Here is a 20015-nt window from a genome sequence, read left to right as displayed (position 1 = left end):
GACAAAGAAAAGGGGCCCGCCAATGGCGAGCCCCTTCCCTTATGCGATAGGTCGGTTGGGTAAGGCTTAGAAGCCCATGCCACCCATGCCGCCCATACCACCCATGCCGCCCATGTCAGGCGCACCGCCAGCCGGTTTGTCTTCGGCTTTCTCGGCGATCATGCATTCGGTGGTGATCAGCAGACCAGCGACCGATGCTGCGTCCTGCAGAGCAGTACGAACAACTTTGGCCGGGTCGATGATGCCAGCTTTGACGAGGTTGGTGTATTCGCCCTTCTGAGCGTCATAACCGAACTCTACGTCGTCCTGCTCAAGCAGTTTGCCAGCAACAACAGCGCCGTCTACGCCAGCGTTCTGTGCGATCTGGCGAACCGGTGCCTGCAGGGCACGGCGAACGATGTCAACACCGATGGTCTGGTCGTGGTTTTCACCTTCAAGGCCTTCGAGGGCTTTGACAGAGTACAGCAGAGCCGTACCACCACCAGCAACAATGCCTTCTTCAACAGCAGCGCGGGTCGCGTGCAGGGCATCGTCAACGCGGTCTTTGCGTTCTTTCACTTCGATTTCCGAAGCGCCACCGATTTTGATCACTGCAACGCCGCCTGCGAGTTTCGCGAGACGTTCCTGCAGTTTTTCACGATCGTAGTCAGAGGTGGTTTCTTCGATCTGGGCGCGGATCTGGCCAACGCGTGCTTCGATCTGTGCTTTCTCACCGGCACCATCAATGATGGTGGTTTCTTCTTTGGTGATGGTAACCGATTTCGCGGTACCGAGCATATCGAGGGTGACGCTTTCCAGCTTGATGCCGAGATCTTCGGAGACAACCTGACCACCGGTAAGGATGGCGATGTCTTCGAGCATGGCTTTACGACGGTCGCCGAAGCCCGGTGCTTTAACAGCAGCGATTTTCAGACCACCGCGCAGCTTGTTGACAACCAGGGTTGCCAGTGCTTCGCCTTCGATGTCTTCAGCAATGATCAGAAGCGGCTTGCCGGACTGAACAACCGACTCAAGCAGCGGAAGGATCGGCTGAAGCGAGGAGATTTTCTTGTCGAACAGCAGGATGTACGGAGCATCCATTTCTGCGACCATTTTCTCCGGGTTGGTTACGAAGTACGGAGACAGGTAACCACGGTCGAACTGCATGCCTTCGACAACGTCGAGTTCGGTGTGCAGGCCTTTGGCTTCCTCAACGGTGATAACGCCTTCGTTGCCAACTTTTTCCATGGCTTCTGCGATCATGTCGCCGACTTCACGGTCACCGTTAGCAGAAATGTTACCAACCTGTGCGATCTCATCGCGACCGGCAACTTTACGTGCACGGCTCTGGATGGATTCGATCACTTTGGTGGTCGCAAGGTCGATACCGCGCTTCAGGTCCATCGGGTTCATGCCGGCAGCAACAGACTTGTTGCCTTCACGAACGATGGCCTGTGCCAGAACGGTTGCGGTCGTGGTGCCGTCACCAGCCAGATCGGCGGTTTTCGACGCGACTTCGCGAACCATCTGTGCGCCCATGTTTTCGAACTTGTCGGTCAGTTCGATTTCTTTGGCGACCGAAACACCGTCCTTGGTCACGCGCGGTGCGCCAAAGGACTTTTCGATAACAACGTTACGACCTTTCGGGCCGAGGGTCACCTTGACAGCATCTGCCAGGATGTCGACACCGCGCAGCATTTTGGCGCGTGCGTCAGTGGAGAATTTTACTTCTTTAGCAGCCATAATATTCTTTCCTCTCTATGAGACGGATGAACGTGGACAAATCACCCAAACGGGCTGACTTAGTCCATGATGCCCATGATGTCGGATTCTTTCATGATCAACAGCTCTTCGCCGTCGACCTTGACTTCGGTGCCCGACCATTTACCAAACAGGACTTTGTCACCTGCTTTGACGTCGAGGGCTACGACCGAGCCATCTTCTTTGCGAACGCCAGAACCAACAGCGATGACTTCGCCTTCCTGCGGTTTTTCTTTGGCGGTATCCGGAATAATGATGCCACCGGCAGTTTTGGTGTCGGATTCGACACGACGTACCAGTACTCGATCATGCAGCGGACGGAACTTCATTTTAGACAACTCCGTGTTTAAGCTAAGGCTCGTTAATAACTAAGACTAACCGGGATGAGCCCGTATTAGCACTCACCCCCGGCGAGTGCTAACAGCATTTATTGGAGTACCAGTTCAAAGTCAATAGGGAGATGTAAAAAGACGCAGAAATGTCACGATTTTTGGCGATTTCCGCATCCGGGACGCAGCAAAAATCCGCCCCCGTTTTAAAGCGGGCTGATCAAAACATTTTCATGCCGCGGAAACAAGCCCCGACACCACGCCGCAGAAGAATATATATCGGGCTGTCACACTTGCTTTTGTCAAAGGGCTGTTTGGCAGATCCGGTTCAGGTGACGAAGATGCCTGTTTCAAACACCTATGAAAAAGCGGACTTCACGTCTAAGCTCCAGCCAAAGAACGCAAACAACATCCAATGACCGCGCAAACACCCGGATGACAAAAAATGTCGTGCAGTAAAAATTCATCGGCCCTGCCGTCCGGGCCTTCAGATAAACGACAAGAGCTGATGGCGCCCGTTTTTCTGTTTTTTGCCCTTGTCGGTTTGTTTTCTTCGCAAACAATCAGCACTTATGCTTGGGCCGATGAGGCTGATGTCGAATGCCCCAAAAAGATCGCCTATGTCGAAAATGACCCGATGTCGCAGAAGTCGATTGTGATCTTGCAGAAACTCTATGCGGATCTCGGCTGCCCGCTTCAGGCCGTCAAACTACCGGGGCGTCGCGGACTTTTGCATTTCAACCAAGGCCTCGTGGATGGCGAGTTATACAGGGCAATCCCGGCCGAAAAGAACTATTCCCGCGCGTTTGTAAGATCATCCCTTGCCCTGCTTGAGATCGCAAACCGGCTTTGGCGCAATCCGAACGATCAAGATCCGTCAACGCCGATTGCCTTTACGCTCGGCGTGATATGGCAGGAAAAGTACGTCCATGCGGATACGGTCAAAACCGGCATTACGCACATGCCAATGATGTATAATACGGAAAAACACCAAGCCTATGCCGAAGGCCGCATCACGCGTCTTCTGTCAGCAGATAGCAATATCGACGACATGCTGACACAGGGCATTCTGGGCAACACACCAGCACCGGTAATCGAGGAGACGATTTCGGTCTTGCCGCTTTATCATTATCTCGGCGCGGAATTCGCCCCCTTCATGAAAAAGTTCTCTGCCCTCGTCGCGCAAACGGATCCATTTCGCAAGGCCCAGAATCAATAATCGCAACGACGGGTGCCGCAACCTTGATAAAGCCGACCGCCCATTCAATTGCCACGCTAAGAATTTTATAAAAATGCGCATATGCACGAAGGCCAAGCTTCTGCTATCCATAGTCTGGACGAATTAATTTACCCTGCACAAGGCAGCACGGATGCAATTTGAAGAGCTGGAAATTCCCGATCTTAAGCTGATCTTCCCGAAGAAATTTGGCGATGAGCGGGGTTTTTTCTCTGAAACCTATAATCTGGAAGCCTTTGCCAAAGCTGGCATCGATCCACAGTTCGTGCAGGACAATCACTCTTTATCGAGCAATGTCGGCGTATTGCGAGGACTGCATTTTCAATGTCCGCCCTTTGCCCAAGACAAGCTGGTTCGGGTCATCAGAGGCCGCATTCTGGATGTCGCCGTCGACATTCGCGCCAAGTCAAAGACGTTCGGGAAATGGGTTTCCACTGAAATCAGTGCAGATGACTGGAACCAGATATTCATTCCCGCCGGTTTCGCCCACGGCTTTGTCACGCTCGAGCCCGATACGGAAGTGAACTACAAGGTATCAGCACCTTATGCTCCGGAAAGCGAACGTGCGATCATGTGGAATGATCCGGACCTTGGCATCGACTGGCCGTTTGACGAAAGCCAGGTCACATTGTCGGCAAAAGACGAGAAAGCCATGAGTTTTGCGAGCTATCGCGAGAACCCGGTATTCTAGTCCCACTTAAAGGATATCGTAGGTTTTTAGAACCGTCTGGAGATATACCTTGTAAGAGCTTGCGCCAAACTCGCTTATCAGCTTTTCAAACTGCTCGACCGAGATCATGCCCTTTCTCAGCGCGATTTCTTCAGGACAGGCAATCTTGAGGCTTTGGCGGCTCTCGACGGTACGGACGAAATTGGCGGCATCAAGCATTGCCGCATGCGTTCCCGTATCCAGCCAGGCATAACCCCTGCCCATCTTCTCGACCTTGAGCGTGCCACGTTTAAGGTAAGCCTTGTTGACGTCGGTAATTTCAAGTTCGCCACGCTTGGACGGTTTGATTGATTTGGCGATGTCGACAACATCTGAATCGTAAAAATACAAGCCGGTTACGGCGAAGTTCGATTTGGGATGTTCCGGTTTTTCCTCGATATCCAGGGCCACACCATCCCGGTCAAACTCGACCACGCCATACCGTTCGGGATCCTGAACGTAATAGGCAAAGACCGTCGCGCCGTCGCGTTGCGCCGTGGCTCTGCTCAGCAGTTCGGTCAGGTCATGCCCGAAATAAATATTGTCTCCCAAAATCAGACAACACGGATCGTTCCCAACAAAATCCGCACCGACAATAAACGCATCGGCAAGGCCGCGGGGTTCAGGCTGAACCGCATATTGAAGGCCGATCCCCCATTTCGAACCATCACCGAGCAGATCTTTGAACAGCGGCACATCGCGGGGCGTGCTGATAATCAGGATGTCTGTGATTCCCGCCAGCATCAGTGTGGTCAGCGGATAATAGATCATCGGCTTGTCATAGACAGGCTGCAACTGCTTGGAGACAACCAGTGTCGAAGGGTGCAACCGTGATCCTGTCCCGCCTGCCAGTATGATCCCTTTACGCATCCGCATTTTCCTTCCCAAGCCCTCTGATAACAGCCATCAGGCTGTCCTCAACATTTGGCAACTTGATACCAAACGTATCATTGATAAGCCTGCAAGACAGCACAGAGTATTCCGGCCTTTTTGCAGCAGTTGGAAATTCCGAGGACTTGATTGGCAAAACCACACAGTCTTTGCCTTTCCAATCCTCACCCCATTCCTGCAAAGCGATCTTGTGAATGCTCTTGCCAAACTCAAACCACGTCATTTCTTGATCTGACGTCAGGTGATAGGTGCCGAATTTATCAAACTCTGCAGAGGTCGCCGCACCACAAAGCTCCAGAATCGCATGTGCCAAATCATGGGCGCTTGTCGGGCACCCGGTCTGGTCGTCGACAATTCGAACCTCATCCCTTTGCGCCATGAGATTGAGCATCGTTTTGACGAAGTTTTTGCCAAACTGGCTGTAGACCCAGGATGTCCGCACTATAAGGTGCTTTTGATGCGCCTCGCGAACAGCAACCTCACCCGCAAGCTTGCTGTTACCGTAAACACCCAGGGGCGAGACCGCATCTTCCTCGCGATAAGGCCTCGTTCCCTTCCCGTCGAAAACATAATCCGTCGAAACGTGGATCAGCGGGATGGATCGCTTCGCAAGGGTTTCCGCGATTGCGCGAACCGCATCGCAGTTAACCTTGAACGCGATATCTTCTTGTTGCTCGGCCAAATCAACGGCGGTGTAGGCGGCGGCATTAACAACAATATCCGGTTGCACGCGGTCGATAACGGGCTCGATTTGGGAAGCATCCTCAAGGTCACATTCTTCCCGACCAAAAAAGGTCAGTTGCGCATCGGGAAATTCATGCGCAGATGCAGCCAGACATCTGGCAAGTTGACCATTTTTGCCGAATACCAGTATTTTAGGCATCGGCCTGCCCCTTGGCACTTCCCAGACGTTCGCCTGCATATTTGTTCTTTAGAATCGGCTCCCACCAGTCGCGATTATTCACATACCACTCAATGGTTTGACGAAGGCCGGTTTCGAAATCGTATTTCGGCTTCCACCCCAACTCATTCTGCATTTTGGTCGGATCGATGGCATAGCGCCAATCGTGGCCGGGGCGGTCTTTCACGTACGTAACCGCTTCGTCAAAACTTTCGAACGAGATGTCGGGCACGATCTCTTGTACCGTATCAAATATGCGTTTGACGACGTCGATGTTGGTCAGCTCGTTACAACCGCCAACATTGTATTTCTCGCCAATGCGACCCTCGGTCAGGATCTTGACCAAGGCCTCGGCATGATCTTCGACATGCAGCCAGTCGCGCGTATTCAGGCCCTCGCCATAAACCGGAAGCTTCTTGCCATGCAGCAGGTTGAGCGACATCAGCGGAATGAGTTTTTCCGGGAACTGATAAGGACCGTAATTGTTGGAACAATTGCTGATGACGATGGGCAATCCATAAGTATGGTGCCAAGCCTGCACCAGATGATCCGAACTCGCCTTGCTGGCAGAATAAGGGGAAGTCGGGGCATAAGCCGTCTCTTCGGTGAACAGCCCTTCGCTGCCAAGCGATCCATAAACCTCATCGGTCGAGATATGGTGGAACCGAAATTGTGAACGTTTATCCGCCGGCAGCTTATCGAAATATGCACGTGCAACGTCAAGCAAGGTAAACGTGCCAACCACATTGGTCTGAATAAAATCACCTGGTCCGTCGATCGAGCGATCAACATGACTTTCCGCCGCCAGATGCATCACCGCCTCCGGCTGGAATTCATCGAACAGCTTGACGATGGCGTCCCGGTTGCAGATGTCCTGATGGGCAAAATGGTAGTTATCGCGTGCGGAAATCGACGCCAACGTCCGCAGATCACCCGCATAGGTCAGTTTATCGATATTAAGGACTTCATAGCCCTTCAACCCGGTCATCAGCCGACAAACAGCAGACCCGATAAAACCTGCACCGCCCGTCACGATAACTTTCATTTTGCTCTCATTGAAAATTTGTGGCTTGGAACCGACGTCGTCACTACGAGATTACATTGCGCAAACGATAGTGTCGAACCTTCGGTTAACTTATTGCAAAGAAGACGTTCTCATGAAGCCCTCTTGCCGAAACCGGCCAAAATTTCAAATCAAAATTGCACGCAGGTCGCCCACTTATCTCAGCGTTTGATGAAATAGCGATCCATCAGTTTGGCTTCGTCAAAATGCCGTCTTCCGACAAATGCCGTGGCATGGTGTCCCCACTGGCGCATCGCACCGGGTTTATCCACACCCATCGGCCACAGGATAAAGCGTTCCAACCTCTCCGTACCCGGTACAAATCCGTCTTCATCAAAAAGGCTTGCGTTGCCCTGCCCGTTTAGCAGCAGTAAATGGCCAAGTTCCTGCGCGGGGCGCAGCACTGCGGTTTGTCTGGCAATATCCGCATCCGATTGACCCGTCGCCGCACCAGTGACGTCCAGCAGATAATGGCTGGTCTTGTCAATCCAAAGCACGGGGCCGTTCAATATGGATGATGCGAGGTAACCGGCGGGCATTTCCACTGTTTCGCGAATGTCGTGATCCTCTGGGGCACTAATGCGCTGCAAACCGTTGCTTGGGAAAAACATGTGGTAACAGCCGCAGCCATGGATCGTATCGGCATCAACGGCGAACCATCGTCATCCAGTGTTACCCGCCAGATCAGCGCGTCCAAATGCCCAGCTAGGATATCAAATGGGCTGCTGGGCGGGCGTTCCGGGAACCAGATTTCATAAACGATTTGTGGCCGCCAACGTCCGGCAAAATAGGTATGGCTCAGCCGGTAATACACCGTCGGATTATCGGTATCGATCGTCGCCAGGGCACCCCGCGCCAGCAGGGTTGGTCGCCCGACCTTGTCACTGTCACTTCCCGCCCGCACACGAAATACCGGGGCATAGGCCTGCGCCAGATTTTCAAGTTCATCTTCGCCTGGCCGCAATTGACCCAAGGCATCCTGGTCAATATCTGCAACATCGAAACGGCCTGGCTCAGATGACGCCACCGTATATTCACGCCATGCCCCAGAATGGATCAGGTTATTATCGCTGGCTGCAAAGCTTGCGAAATTCTTCTGCTTCCAACCCTCATAGCCGAAATAGGCCGGAAAGGCGGTTAAGGGATAAAGACCGGCGATACGTTGAAAATCAAGGTAATCATCGGGCACGAAGACAGCGGGTAAAAGTGTCTGATACTGATCGGGTGTCATGGATGCAACCATGGCGTTGGCACAGTTTTCCACCGCCTCATACGAAATGCCCGATGATGCCGGAAGATTGGCGATTTCACTTTGCCGCGCCGCCCGGTCAAGGCCACGCATTTGCAAAATCAGCGCGTCCCATTGATCAGCGCGATCAACTTTGCCATCCCCATCCGCATCAAGCTGCCGCGCCATCAAGACAGAATTTCGGTTGGCCCGCAGGAAAGGATACCCCACAACCGGGGATGCCGACGCACTTTGTACCGCGTCATCGCTCACCACCGCATCGACATAGGATAGTCGATCTTCGCACGACATCGACTCAAGGTTAACCGTATCAGGCGTCAAACCGGTACATCCCGACAAAGCGCCCAAGGAAACAGCAAGTGCGGCAAACAAAAAGCGCGGTATGATCATGCAAAACCTTCCATCTGATGAACAGCCTTCATCATGCGATGGGGCAATTATAGTCTCGAAAGGCGACATGGTAGCCCGACCGCGCCCAAACCCGATTTCACCTTTCCGAGAACAGGTTGATCGGCACTATTCGACCGTAACTGACTTCGCAAGGTTGCGTGGCTGATCGACATCGGTGCCTTTGTGAACCGCAACATGATAGGCCAGCATCTGCACCGGGATGGTGTAAAGGATCGGTGCGACGAAGTCGGCAACCTTGGGCAGCTCAACCGTGGCAGAGGCCATATCGCCCAGCTTGGCAAGCCCCGGCGCATCGGAAATAAAGATCACCCGGCCACCACGTGCCGCCGCTTCCTGCATGTTTGAGGCAGTCTTTTCAAACAGCTCATCCGACGGCGCAATGACAATGATCGGAACCGACTGATCAATCAGGGCAATCGGGCCGTGCTTCATTTCACCAGCGGCGTACCCTTCGGCGTGGATATAGGAAATTTCCTTGAGCTTGAGCGCCCCTTCCATCGCGATCGGATAACCAAGACCACGGCCAAGATACAGCACGTCACGCGCATCGGCGACATCAAGGGCAAGTTGTTTGAGCGCTTCGTCATGATGAAGCACTTCGGCGGCGTGTTTGGGCACTTCGGTCAGGGCCGTTACGATTGCCGCTTCCTCGTCCTTGGCAAGCGTGCCGTTTTCGCGACCAATGGTGACTGCAAGGCAGGCCAAAACCGTAAGCTGTGTGGTGAACGCCTTGGTCGAAGCAACACCGATTTCCGGACCGGCATAGGTCAGAAGCACCACGTCACTTTCGCGCGCAATCGTGCTTTCGGGCACGTTGACGATGGAAACGATCTTCTGGCCCTTGGATTTGGCGTAGCGAAGGGCAGCCAGGGTATCAAGCGTCTCGCCCGACTGCGAGATGAACAGGGCAACACCGCCCTTTGGCAGCGGCGGGCAGCGATAGCGGAATTCGGATGCCACATCGACATCGACGCCCAGACCGGCATAGCGTTCCACCCAGTGCTTTGCCACCAAACCGGCGTAATAGGACGTCCCGCAAGCGACAATCGTCAGGCGCGATGCATCGGCAAAGGAAAACGGCATGTCCGGCAGCTTGATGGTCTGGGTCGCCGGATTGATGAAGGCATGCAGGGTATCGCCAATCACCGCTGGCTGTTCGAAGATTTCCTTCTGCATGAAGTGATTATAGTTGCCCTTGCCCATCATCGCACCGGAAACGGCCGAAAGCTTGGTTTCGCGGGTGACATCCTCGTCATTTTCATCGCGGACCTGAACGCTATCGCGGGTCATTTCGACCCAGTCGCCTTCTTCAAGGTAAATCAGCTTGTTGGTCAGGTGCGACAGCGCCATGGCGTCCGATCCAAGATACATCTCGCCCTCGCCCAGACCAACGGCAAGCGGCGTGCCGCGACGCGCGCCAAAGATCACGTCATGCTGTCCGGCAATCATGATCACCAGGGCAAAGGCCCCTTCGATGCGATGCAAAGTGGCGGCAACGGCGTCACGCGGGGATTTACCCTGATCAAGGAAGTCGGATACCAGATGCACGACCACTTCGGTGTCGGTATCGGTTGCAAACACGCGGCCCTTGGCAGAAAGCTCCGCCTTGATTTCCTGAAAGTTTTCGATGATGCCGTTATGAACCACGGCAACCTTGCCATCGGTATGCGGATGGGCATTGTTTTCGGTCGGAACACCATGGGTCGCCCAGCGGGTGTGGCCAATACCAACATCACCGGCAAGCGGTTCGTCCGCCAGACGCTTGGCCAGATTGATCAGCTTGCCTTCGGCGCGGCGGCGTTCGATATCGCCATTGACCAGCGTTGCAATGCCGGCACTGTCATAGCCACGATATTCAAGGCGTTTGAGCCCTTCCAGAATACGTTCGCTGACGCTGTCTTTGCCGATAATCCCGATAATGCCGCACATATTGGTTTTCTTCCTGCTTTATATCGCGTGTCGTCTGGCCACCCGGATGGCGAGTGGCAATTTCAAAATCTTTGTTTTGGCCTATTTCTTGCCGGTCAGTGCGCGCATTTTTTCGCGAAACTTGACCGCCCAGCCCTTTTTCTCGATCCGTTCGGCCCGGGTCAGGGTCAATGCATCTGCTTCGACCTTACCGGTGATCGTGCTGCCCGCGCCAACAATCGCGCCATCGCCAATCTCGACAGGTGCGACAAGCGACGAGTTGGAGCCAATAAACGCCCCTGCCCCGATGTCGGTATGCTGTTTGCGGAAGCCGTCATAGTTACAAGTGATCGTACCGGCACCGATATTGGCCTTGGCACCGACACGGGCATCCCCGATATAGCTCAGGTGATTGACCTTGGCCCCGGCCTCAAGCACGGCCTTCTTGATCTCCACAAAGTTGCCAACCCGTGCCCCGGCCCCGATTTCTGCCCCCGGCCGCAAGCGCGCATAAGGCCCGATATCGGCACCATCGCCAACGACACAGCTTTCAAGATGGCTGAACGCCTTGATCACGACATTGTCGCCTACGGTCACACCGGGCCCGAAGACAACATTCGGCTCAACAATGACATCACGGCCAAGCTTGGTATCGGCACTGAAAAACACGGACGCCGGATCAACCAACGTAGCACCCTCTGCCATCGCGGCTTCGCGCAGGCGATTTTGCAGGATGGCCTCGGCCACGGCCAACTGGGTGCGGGAATTGACGCCAAGCGTCTCGGCCTCGTCCACTTCGACCGCGACACAGCTCTGGCCGTTCTTTTGCGCCACTTCGACCGCATCGGTCAGGTAATATTCACCCTTGGCGTTGGCGTTATCAATCGCCTCAAGGGTTGCGATCATGTCTTCTGCCCGGAAACACATCACACCGGAATTGCAGAAATTGATCTGACGCTGCGCGTCGTTGCATTCCTTGTCCTCGACAATCGCGGTCAGGTTGCCATTCTGATCTGTGACCAAACGGCCATAACCGGTCGGGTCTTCTGGCCGGAAACCCAGAACCGCAACGGCATGATCATTTTCTTCACGGGCTGCGACAAGGCGCGCCAGTGTTTCAGCGGCAAAAAGCGGGCTGTCAGCATAAAGCACCAAAACATTGCCCGTAAGGCCCTTCAAGCCATCCTTGGCAGCAAGAACGGCGTGCGCAGTGCCAAGGCGATCTGTTTGTTCAAAGGTCGGATGCGGGGCAACGGTCTTGATCAGATCCGGCATATCCGGACCAACAACGACCATGGTCTTTGCGGCCTTCAGGTGGGCTGCGGTGTCAACTACATGCCCCACCATCGGCTTGCCCGCGACCTTGTGCATGACTTTGGGCAGTGCGCTTTTCATGCGCGTGCCCATCCCGGCGGCCAAAACAACAACACTTAGTTCAAGCGACATTTATAACCCTGTTGGCTGCGCCATTCCGCAGCATCCCCTTTGCAGGCACCATCACGATGAAGTGTGATGCAAATATTCCCGTTAGCAGCAAGTCTTAGAACATATTCCCGGGCAGCAAAAGCCCATAAAGAATCACGTTTTGTTACCGGCTGTTAGCAGATGTTACCGATTGTTAATGGCACGGTTTCCGTTAAGTTCCTATAAACCATGCTGCACTTGTCACCACTGCTGCCAATTCACATCCAAGGAGCCCCACCCGATGGCCAAATTCATTCTGTTCGACCTTGATGGCACCCTGATTGACGGGGTCGATGACATCCTGTTTGCGATGAATGATTTGCTGGCCGCCCATGGTCATGAAGCGCTTGTTCGCCATGATATCGAGGTCATGCTGGGGGATGGCACATGGATGCTGACCAAGCGCGCCTTTGCCGCACGCGGATCGGAGCCCACGGATGCGATGCTTGACGAGCTTAATATCGATTTCAACGCGCGCTATGTCGAAACCGACTACGCCTATACCCGCCTGTTTGAAAACGCCGAAACAGTCCTGCGCCAACTGAAATCAGATGGCTGGACGATTGCGCTGGCGTCGAACAAGCCCGAAGCCCCGTGCAAGGCAATCCTGACCAAGCTTGGCGTTGCCGATCTGTTCAGCATCATCGCTGGCGGGGACAGCTTTGATGTCAAAAAGCCCGATGGTCGTTTCCTTGGCTTTGTGCTGGGTCAGCTTGGCTTTGATCGGAATGCGGATACCGCAATCATGGTCGGCGATCACGCCAATGATGTAAATGCGGCCCGTGCTGCCGACATTTATGCGATTGCCGTTGCGATGGAAGTCGATGATACGCGTGCCAAATCGCTTGGCGCAGACGCGGTTGTGACCGGCTATGCCGACCTTGTATCGGCGATAAACGGCATTATTGATCGGGCCTGACAAACCAAAACCGGCCAGCAATTCAATGCTGGCCGGTCTGGCGTGTATCACATGTCACCCCCCAGCGACATGTGATCGGAAATCAAATCCCGGCAAGATCAATCAGTGACTGTCCTTCGGAATTGCCTTGCCGCGATGACCGACGAGGAAGTCGAAGTCGGCCCCGCGATCGGCACCAATGACCGATTTGTAATAGAGCGAGGCATAGCCGCTTTCCGGGACCGGAACGCTGTTTTTCCAGTCTTTCAGGCGCTGGGCCAGCTCTTCATCGCTGATATCGAGATGCAGGCGACGGTTAGGGACATCAAGTTCGATCATGTCGCCATTCTTAACGACGGCCAACGGCCCGCCTGCCGCGGCCTCGGGCGAGGTATGAAGCACTACCGTGCCGTAGGCCGTACCGCTCATGCGGGCATCTGAAATACGGACCATGTCGGTGATGCCCTTGCGCAGCACCTTGGGCGGCAGGCCCATATTGCCAACCTCTGCCATGCCCGGATAGCCTTTCGGGCCGCAGTTTTTCAGAACCATGATGCAGGTTTCATCGATATCAAGGTCCTCGTCATAGATCTTGGCCTTGTAGTCATCGATATCTTCAAACACCACAGCCCGCCCACGATGGGTCAGAAGTTCCGGGGTTGCAGCCGACGGTTTCAGGACCGCACCATTCGGTGCCAAGTTGCCTTTGACAACGGCAATGCCGCCACTGGCGGTCAGGGCCTTTTCGAACGGGCGAATGACATCTTCGTTCCAGTTGCGGACATCCTTGACCTGTTCCCACATGGTTTCACCCGATACGGTCAGGGCATCGTTATGAAGCTTGCCAGCCTCTGCCAGTGCCTTGATCACCACAGGCAGACCACCGGAATAGAAGAATTCCTCCATCAGGTAGTCACCAGACGGCTGCAAATTGACAATCGTCGGGATATCACGGCCCAACCGATCCCAGTCATCAAGCGACAGATCGATGCCGACACGTCCGGCAATGGCAAGCAGGTGAATAACCGCATTGGTCGAACCACCGATTGCGCCATTGACCCGGATGGCGTTCTCGAACGCTTCCTTGGTCATAACATCAGACGGCTTCAGGTCATCCTTGACCATCTGAACGATACGGCGACCGGTGATGTGCGCCATCACGCGACGGCGGCTGTCGACGGCCGGAATGGCCGCATTACCCGAAAGCGCCATACCAAGCGCCTCGGCCATGCTGGCCATGGTCGATGCGGTACCCATGGTGTTGCACGAGCCCGGCGACCGCGACATGGCAATTTCTGCTTCAAGGAAATCTTCGGTGCTGATCTTGCCGGCCTTGCGGTCCTCGGAAAGCTGCCAAAGCGATGTGCCTGACCCGATATCCTCGCCACGCCATTTGCCATTAAGCATCGGGCCGCCGGTGACAACAATCGCCGGAATGTCGACACTGGCCGCGCCCATCAGAAGCGACGGGGTTGTTTTATCACAGCCGACCATCAGGACAACGCCATCAAGCGGGGTTCCGCGCAGCATTTCCTCGACATCCATCGAGGCCAGGTTACGGAACATCATCGCAGTCGGGCGCAGCGTGCTTTCACCAGTGGAAAACACCGGGAATTCAAGCGGGAGACCACCGGCCTCGTAAATCCCGTGTTTGACGCGCTCTGCCAGATCGCGCAAATGGGCATTACACGGGGTCAGTTCCGACCAGGTGTTACAAATGCCAATCACCGGACGTCCGTCAAACAGATCCGATGGCAAGCCCTGGTTCTTCATCCAGCTGCGGTGATAGATATTGTCCTTGCTGGTTCCGCCGAACCATCCCTCTTGCGAGCGGAGGGTGCGCGGCCAGGGTGCCGGTTTGAACTTCGTCATGCCCGTTTTCCTTTTTGACTTATTATCGTGACGGATCCGGTGATGTGCGGTTGGGATGGCCGCACACAGGACTTTGAACGACACGCATCAGCAACCAGCGCCATAAACCAATTATGGTGAAACCGGTTGGTGTGCCCCCGATGCGTATCGTTCCGCGCCATCGTGTTGTTACGCCTTGTTTTTGTTGTAGACGTCGAGGATCACAGCCGCCAAAAGCACGAGGCCCTTGATCACCTGCTGCCAGTCAATACCGACACCGATAATCGACATCCCGTTATTCATGACACCCATGATCAATGCGCCAACGACGGCACCAATGACCTTGCCAACACCGCCTGACATCGACGCGCCACCAATAAAGACAGCGGCAATAACGTCAAGCTCAAACGCAAGACCGGCCTTTGGCGTTGCCGTATTCAGACGGGCGGCAAAAACCAGCCCGGCAAGGGCGGCCAACATGCCCATATTGGCAAAGGTAAAGAAGGTCAGGCGCTTGGTGTTAATACCCGAAAGCTTGGCTGCTTTTTCATTCCCGCCGAGCGCATAGATACGACGGCCCAAAGTGGTCGAGTTGGTGATGAAGGTAAAGATCGCAATCAGAACCGCCATGATCACCAGAATGTTTGGCAATCCGCGATAGGTCGACAGCAGATAGGTCACAAACAGGATCGCAATCCCCGCCACCGCATGTTTGATGACAAATACGGCCATCGGTTCTTCGACCGCGGCAAACTTCTCCTGCTTGGCGCGCGAACGCAGACCAAGGATCGGCAGCAATGCCGCCAGAACCACACCCAGCGTCATCGAAAAGACGTTAAAACGTCCTTCGATCAGACCACCAAAGAAGTCCGGGATAAAGCCCGACGACATCGCCTGGAAGCTGTCGGGGAACGGACCAACCGATGCCCCGCCCAGAAGTGCTAGCGTCAAGCCCTTGAACACCAGCATCCCCGCCAGCGTCACAATAAAGGACGGAATGCGCCAATAGGCTACCCAATACCCTTGGGCCGCACCAATGATGGCCCCGGCAATCAGGCAGACCGGGACGACCAGAACGGTTGGCAAGTCCCAATTGACGATCATCACCGCCGCCAGCGCACCGATGAAGCCAACGACAGAGCCGACCGAAAGGTCAATATTGCCGCCAACAATCACCAGCAACATGCCAACAGCCATGATGATGATATAGCTGTTTTGCAGGAACAAGTTGGTCAGGTTGACCGGCTTGAGCATGATGCCGTCGGTCAGGACCTGGAAGAAGGCCAGAATGGCAACCAGCGCGACAACCATGCCGTATTCACGAATGTGGGTGCGCAGATAGTAGCCGATTGATTTGGTTTCAGTATCCGTCATTGTCTGTTCCTCAGCCTTTCAGGATCATGCGCATGATTGCTTCCTGGCTTGCGTCTTTCGCCGCAAGCTGTCCTTTGATCTCACCTTCGTTCATGACGTAGATGCGATCGCACATGCCCAGAAGCTCCGGCATTTCCGACGAGATCATGATGACCCCCTTACCGTCGGCTGCCAGTTGGTTGATAATCGTATAAATCTCGTATTTCGCCCCGACATCAATGCCGCGCGTCGGCTCATCAAGAATGAGCACTTCGGGTGCCGCAAACAGCCATTTTGACAAAACGACTTTCTGCTGGTTGCCGCCCGAAAGGTTCATCACCTTCTGTGCGACATTAGGCGTTCGAATGTTGATTTTTTCCCGGTATTCCTCGGCAACGGATCGTTCCGCGCCGTCATTGAGAACACCGTTTTCCGAAACACCCGGCAAGTTCGCCAGCGTAATGTTGGTCGTGATGCTTTCTTCAAGGATCAGACCCATTTCCTTACGGTCTTCGGTGACATAGGCCAGTCCCGATGCAATCGCCTTTTCCACGGTCGATACATCGACCGGCGTGCCATTGATCAGGACTTCACCGGAAATATCAGTGCCATAGGACTGACCAAAGATGCTCATGGCGAGTTCGGTCCGACCAGCGCCCATCAGGCCTGCGATGCCCACAACTTCACCGGCCGCAACATCAATGCTGACATTATCAACGACCTTGCGTTCGGGATGCAGCGGATGGGTTGCCGACCAGTTGCGGACCTCCATCAGCTTTCCTGAACCGATACTTGGCGTGCGTTCCGGATAGCGGTGCGCCATATCGCGCCCGACCATGTCCTTGACGATATGGTCTTCGGTAATGTTGCCACCGCGCGCATCAAGGGTCGAAATCGCCTTGCCATCGCGGATAACCGTGATGCGGTCTGCCACCCGGTTGATTTCATTGAGCTTATGCGAAATCAGGATCGAGGTAATGCCCTGCGCCTTGAATTCCAGCAACAGATCGAGCAGCTTCTGGCTGTCATTTTCCTGCAAGCTCGCAGTCGGCTCATCCAGGATCAGCAGCTTCACTTTTTTCGAAAGCGCCTTGGCGATTTCGACCAGTTGCTGTTTGCCAACCCCGATATTGGTGACCAACGTCGCCGGGTTTTCTTTCAAACCGACTTTTGACAGCAACTCACCGGTGCGCGCAAAGGTCGCCGGCCAGTTGATCACGCCATTTTCGCTGATTTCGTTGCCCAGAAAAATGTTTTCGGCAATCGACAGCAACGGCACAAGTGCCAGTTCCTGGTGAATAATGATGATCCCGCGTTCTTCACTGTCGCGGATATCCTTGAATTCCTGCACCCCGCCATCATAAAGGATGTCACCTTCATAGGTTCCGTGCGGATAAACACCGCTCAGCACCTTCATCAGGGTGGATTTACCTGCACCGTTTTCGCCACAAAGCGCGTGGATTTCCCCGCGTTCAACTTTGAGGCTGACATCATCCAGTGCCTTCACACCCGGGAAGGTCTTGGTGATGTTCTTCATTTCCAGGATGGTATCCATCCGGTCCTCCCACTGCCATTGACACTGCAACGGCGTCTTCGTCTGCTTTGGTCTTTGTTTTCCTGGAAACCAGTCGGGCGAGTTGCCCTAGAAACCTTAAGAAAAGCGGCCCCGGCGCAAACGCCGGGACCTTCAATGCCTAAGCGCTTATTGCACTTCGTCTTTGGTGTAATAGCCTGAACCAATAAGGATTTCTTCCCAGTTGGATTTATCAACCATGATCGGCTCAAGCAGGTAGGAAGGAACAACCTTCACACCGTTGTCGTAAGTGCTGGTGTCGTTGATGGTCGGCTTTTCGCCTGCAAGGACACTGTCCACCATCGAAACGGTCACGCGTGCAAGTTCACGGGTATCCTTGAAGATGGTGGAATACTGTTCACCAGCCAAGATCGACTTGACCGACGGCAGTTCCGCATCCTGACCGGTCACGATCGGCATTTTCATATCGCCGGAACCGTAACCAACGCCTTTAAGCGAGGAGAGGATACCAATCGACAGCCCGTCATACGGCGACAGAACACCATCGACTTCTTCGTCGGTGTAATGTGCCGAAAGAAGGTTATCCATACGGGCCTGGGCAACCGCACCATCCCAACGCAGGGTACCGACCGTGTCCATGCCCATCTGGCCGGATTTGATCACGATGGTCCCTTCGTCGATCAGCGGCTGCAGGATCGACATCGCACCGTTATAGAAGAAGTATGCGTTGTTATCGTCCGGCGAACCGCCGAACAGTTCAACATTATAGGGCGGCTCACCCGATTCAATCAGGCCATCAACCAGCGAGGTGGCCTGTTGGACGCCGACCTGGAAGTTATCGAAGGTGGAATAATAATCGACATTCGGGCTTTCAACGATCAGGCGGTCATAGGCAAAAACCTTGATGCCTGCTGCTGCTGCGTTTTCCAGCGCATTCGAAAGCGTGGTACCGTCAATCGCCGCGATCACTAGGACGTCGACGCCCTTAACGATCATGTTTTCGATCTGGGACAGCTGGTTGGGAATATCGTCTTCTGCGTACTGAAGATCGGTTTTATAGCCGGCAGCTTCAAACTGCTCGACCATGGAATTTCCGTCGGAAATCCAACGTGCCGAAGATTTGGTGGGCATTGCGATCCCGACATAGCCTTTTTCATCGGCATGGGCGTAACCGCCGGAAATCATCGGGCTCATCATTGCGGCCGCGCCAAAGGCGACCCCTGCCATTACGGCACCGAGACGTTTCATAGCTATCCTCCCTAAAAGACACGGCATACATGCCATTATTCTTTACGCCCGACTTTCACAGGCATTCGTGACCTGCATACGTCGTGTCTTTGTTTTCAATTGATATTGCATCCTATTTCCCAAAGGACACGGCGCCATTATTCAGACGCCCTACATAACAATCAAATAAACATTTTCGAAACTTGCATATCAAAATTGATATACTAAAATCACGCCATACCGGAGGAATCCATTATGGCCAAGACATCCAATCTGCTCCCGCTCAGTTCTGCCAAATCCCTGCTTTTCCGCTCTGGCAACCTGTTTCAGAGGGGGCTTAAGCTTAGTCACCTGCGCATGATTGTCGCGATGGAAGAGACCGGTCAGATCAGTCTGGCGGCTGACATGCTCAAGACATCCCAACCGGCGGCCTCTAGACTATTGTCTGAGATGGAAACCATCCTTGAGGCGCGGTTATGTGTCCGCAGTGCGCGCGGGATCGAGATGACCAATGCCGGACGCGCCCTTGCCAGACGCGCGCGCAGTATGCTGATTGAAATCCGCGAAGCCGAACGCGAGATCGAGGATATCAAACATGGTGGCGGTACCGTCTTCATCGGGGCTGTGACCGCAGCGGCCGTTGAACTGGTGGTGCCCGCCATCCGAAGTGTCCAGGCCGTCAACTCCTTGCTTGAGGCCCATGTCGGGGTTGGACCTTCGCATTTGCTGATCAAGGATCTGCTGGCTGGTGATCATGACTTTGTCATTGGCCGCGTGCCCGAGGACATGGACCCGCGCCTGTTTAACATCCGCGAAATCAGGAGCGAGAAAATCCGCCTGATGGTGCGCACCGGTCATCCGCTGCTTGAAAGCAACAAGCCGATCACCCTTGCCCGCCTTGCCCAGTTCGAATGGATTTTGCCGCCACCTGGCAACCTGATGCGCCGCACGATCGAAGATGTGTTTATTTCGCGCCACCTGCCCTTGCCGCATTCGAGTTTGAACTCCGCATCCCTTCTGGTGACGCTGGCGACCCTTTCGGACACCAATGCCATCGCCCCGATGGCCGAGGAAGTCACAACCCTTCTGACCAGTGGCGGGCTGATTACCGAACTGCCCTTTGATGGTGGGATTGAAATCAAACCCTATAGCCTGATCACCGCGCGCGGCCATCGGCTTTCACCCTCGGCACAACTGGTTTCCGATCATATTCTTGCACGCATCGAAAAACCGCATGGCTAGGCTGATCG

General features: G+C 54.4%; 17 protein-coding genes. 4 read left to right on the top strand and 13 right to left on the bottom strand.

The window, feature by feature from the left end:
• Nucleotides 1-66 precede the first annotated feature (66 nt).
• Both groL and groES read right to left on the bottom strand, forming a co-directional pair.
• Complete coding sequence (groL, locus tag AC5Q5A_RS10575) at nucleotides 67-1722, bottom strand: chaperonin GroEL (RefSeq protein ID WP_064790843.1); 1656 nt, start codon at nucleotides 1720-1722, stop codon at nucleotides 67-69.
• Nucleotides 1723-1781: 59 nt separating this feature from the next.
• A complete protein-coding gene (gene groES, locus AC5Q5A_RS10570) occupies nucleotides 1782-2069 on the bottom strand; it encodes a co-chaperone GroES (protein WP_008890518.1) in 288 nt (95 codons plus the stop codon).
• Between the two features lie 508 nt (nucleotides 2070-2577).
• Here groES and AC5Q5A_RS10565 point away from each other — a divergent pair.
• Together AC5Q5A_RS10565 and rfbC are read left to right on the top strand one after the other, a co-directional pair.
• Entirely contained in the window at nucleotides 2578-3288 is a 711-nt protein-coding gene (locus tag AC5Q5A_RS10565) for a hypothetical protein (RefSeq protein WP_493895239.1), read from the top strand.
• A 151-nt stretch (nucleotides 3289-3439) separates the two neighbouring features.
• Entirely contained in the window at nucleotides 3440-3997 is a 558-nt protein-coding gene (gene rfbC / locus AC5Q5A_RS10560) for a dTDP-4-dehydrorhamnose 3,5-epimerase (protein ID WP_493895238.1), read from the top strand.
• A 6-nt stretch (nucleotides 3998-4003) separates the two neighbouring features.
• On the opposite strand, the gene rfbA is transcribed toward rfbC, so the two are convergent.
• The 7 genes from rfbA to glmU form a co-directional block, all read right to left on the bottom strand.
• The gene (gene rfbA, locus AC5Q5A_RS10555; protein ID WP_493895237.1) at nucleotides 4004-4885 is read right to left on the bottom strand and encodes a glucose-1-phosphate thymidylyltransferase RfbA; all 882 of its coding nucleotides are present in this window, start codon (nucleotides 4883-4885) and stop codon (nucleotides 4004-4006) included.
• Complete coding sequence (rfbD, locus tag AC5Q5A_RS10550) at nucleotides 4878-5789, bottom strand: dTDP-4-dehydrorhamnose reductase (RefSeq protein WP_493895236.1); 912 nt, start codon at nucleotides 5787-5789, stop codon at nucleotides 4878-4880. The genes rfbA and rfbD overlap by 8 nt, the downstream gene beginning before the upstream one ends.
• On the bottom strand, nucleotides 5782-6852 hold the full coding sequence (rfbB, locus tag AC5Q5A_RS10545) for a dTDP-glucose 4,6-dehydratase (protein ID WP_493895235.1): 1071 nt from the start codon (nucleotides 6850-6852) through the stop codon (nucleotides 5782-5784). The genes rfbD and rfbB overlap by 8 nt, the downstream gene beginning before the upstream one ends.
• Before the next feature lie 179 nt (nucleotides 6853-7031).
• Nucleotides 7032-7367, bottom strand: a complete 336-nt coding sequence (locus AC5Q5A_RS10540) for a hypothetical protein (RefSeq protein ID WP_493895234.1) — start codon at nucleotides 7365-7367, stop codon at nucleotides 7032-7034.
• 8 nt (nucleotides 7368-7375) lie between these two features.
• Nucleotides 7376-8509 carry a hypothetical protein gene (locus AC5Q5A_RS10535; RefSeq protein ID WP_493895233.1) on the bottom strand — a complete coding sequence of 378 codons (1134 nt, stop codon included), beginning with the start codon at nucleotides 8507-8509 and terminating at the stop codon, nucleotides 7376-7378.
• Between the two features lie 126 nt (nucleotides 8510-8635).
• Nucleotides 8636-10459, bottom strand: coding sequence for a glutamine--fructose-6-phosphate transaminase (isomerizing) (gene glmS / locus AC5Q5A_RS10530; RefSeq protein WP_493895232.1), 1824 nt, complete (start codon nucleotides 10457-10459; stop codon nucleotides 8636-8638).
• An 81-nt stretch (nucleotides 10460-10540) separates the two neighbouring features.
• A complete protein-coding gene (gene glmU / locus AC5Q5A_RS10525) occupies nucleotides 10541-11884 on the bottom strand; it encodes a bifunctional UDP-N-acetylglucosamine diphosphorylase/glucosamine-1-phosphate N-acetyltransferase GlmU (protein ID WP_493895231.1) in 1344 nt (447 codons plus the stop codon).
• 259 nt (nucleotides 11885-12143) lie between these two features.
• Here glmU and AC5Q5A_RS10520 point away from each other — a divergent pair, with 259 nt between their 5' ends.
• Complete coding sequence (locus tag AC5Q5A_RS10520; protein ID WP_493895230.1) at nucleotides 12144-12821, top strand: HAD family hydrolase; 678 nt, start codon at nucleotides 12144-12146, stop codon at nucleotides 12819-12821.
• 102 nt (nucleotides 12822-12923) lie between these two features.
• Here the strand turns inward: AC5Q5A_RS10520 and araD are convergent, their stop codons facing one another.
• From araD to chvE, 4 genes are all read right to left on the bottom strand, one after another.
• On the bottom strand, nucleotides 12924-14672 hold the full coding sequence (gene araD / locus AC5Q5A_RS10515; RefSeq protein ID WP_008890509.1) for an L-arabinonate dehydratase: 1749 nt from the start codon (nucleotides 14670-14672) through the stop codon (nucleotides 12924-12926).
• Nucleotides 14673-14840: 168 nt separating this feature from the next.
• The gene (gene mmsB / locus AC5Q5A_RS10510) at nucleotides 14841-16025 is read right to left on the bottom strand and encodes a multiple monosaccharide ABC transporter permease (protein ID WP_008890508.1); all 1185 of its coding nucleotides are present in this window, start codon (nucleotides 16023-16025) and stop codon (nucleotides 14841-14843) included.
• Nucleotides 16026-16035: 10 nt separating this feature from the next.
• Nucleotides 16036-17559, bottom strand: a complete 1524-nt coding sequence (gene mmsA, locus AC5Q5A_RS10505; protein ID WP_063088393.1) for a multiple monosaccharide ABC transporter ATP-binding protein — start codon at nucleotides 17557-17559, stop codon at nucleotides 16036-16038.
• A gap of 147 nt (nucleotides 17560-17706) precedes the next feature.
• A complete protein-coding gene (gene chvE, locus AC5Q5A_RS10500) occupies nucleotides 17707-18786 on the bottom strand; it encodes a multiple monosaccharide ABC transporter substrate-binding protein (RefSeq protein ID WP_008890506.1) in 1080 nt (359 codons plus the stop codon).
• A 234-nt stretch (nucleotides 18787-19020) separates the two neighbouring features.
• Here chvE and AC5Q5A_RS10495 point away from each other — a divergent pair, with 234 nt between their 5' ends.
• A complete protein-coding gene (locus AC5Q5A_RS10495; protein WP_493895229.1) occupies nucleotides 19021-20007 on the top strand; it encodes a LysR family transcriptional regulator in 987 nt (328 codons plus the stop codon).
• Nucleotides 20008-20015 lie beyond the last annotated feature (8 nt).

The organism is Thalassospira sp. CA1 (assembly GCF_059052855.1).
The sequence above is the reverse complement of the archived record's forward strand: the minus strand, read 5'-3'. Positions and strand labels throughout refer to the sequence as shown.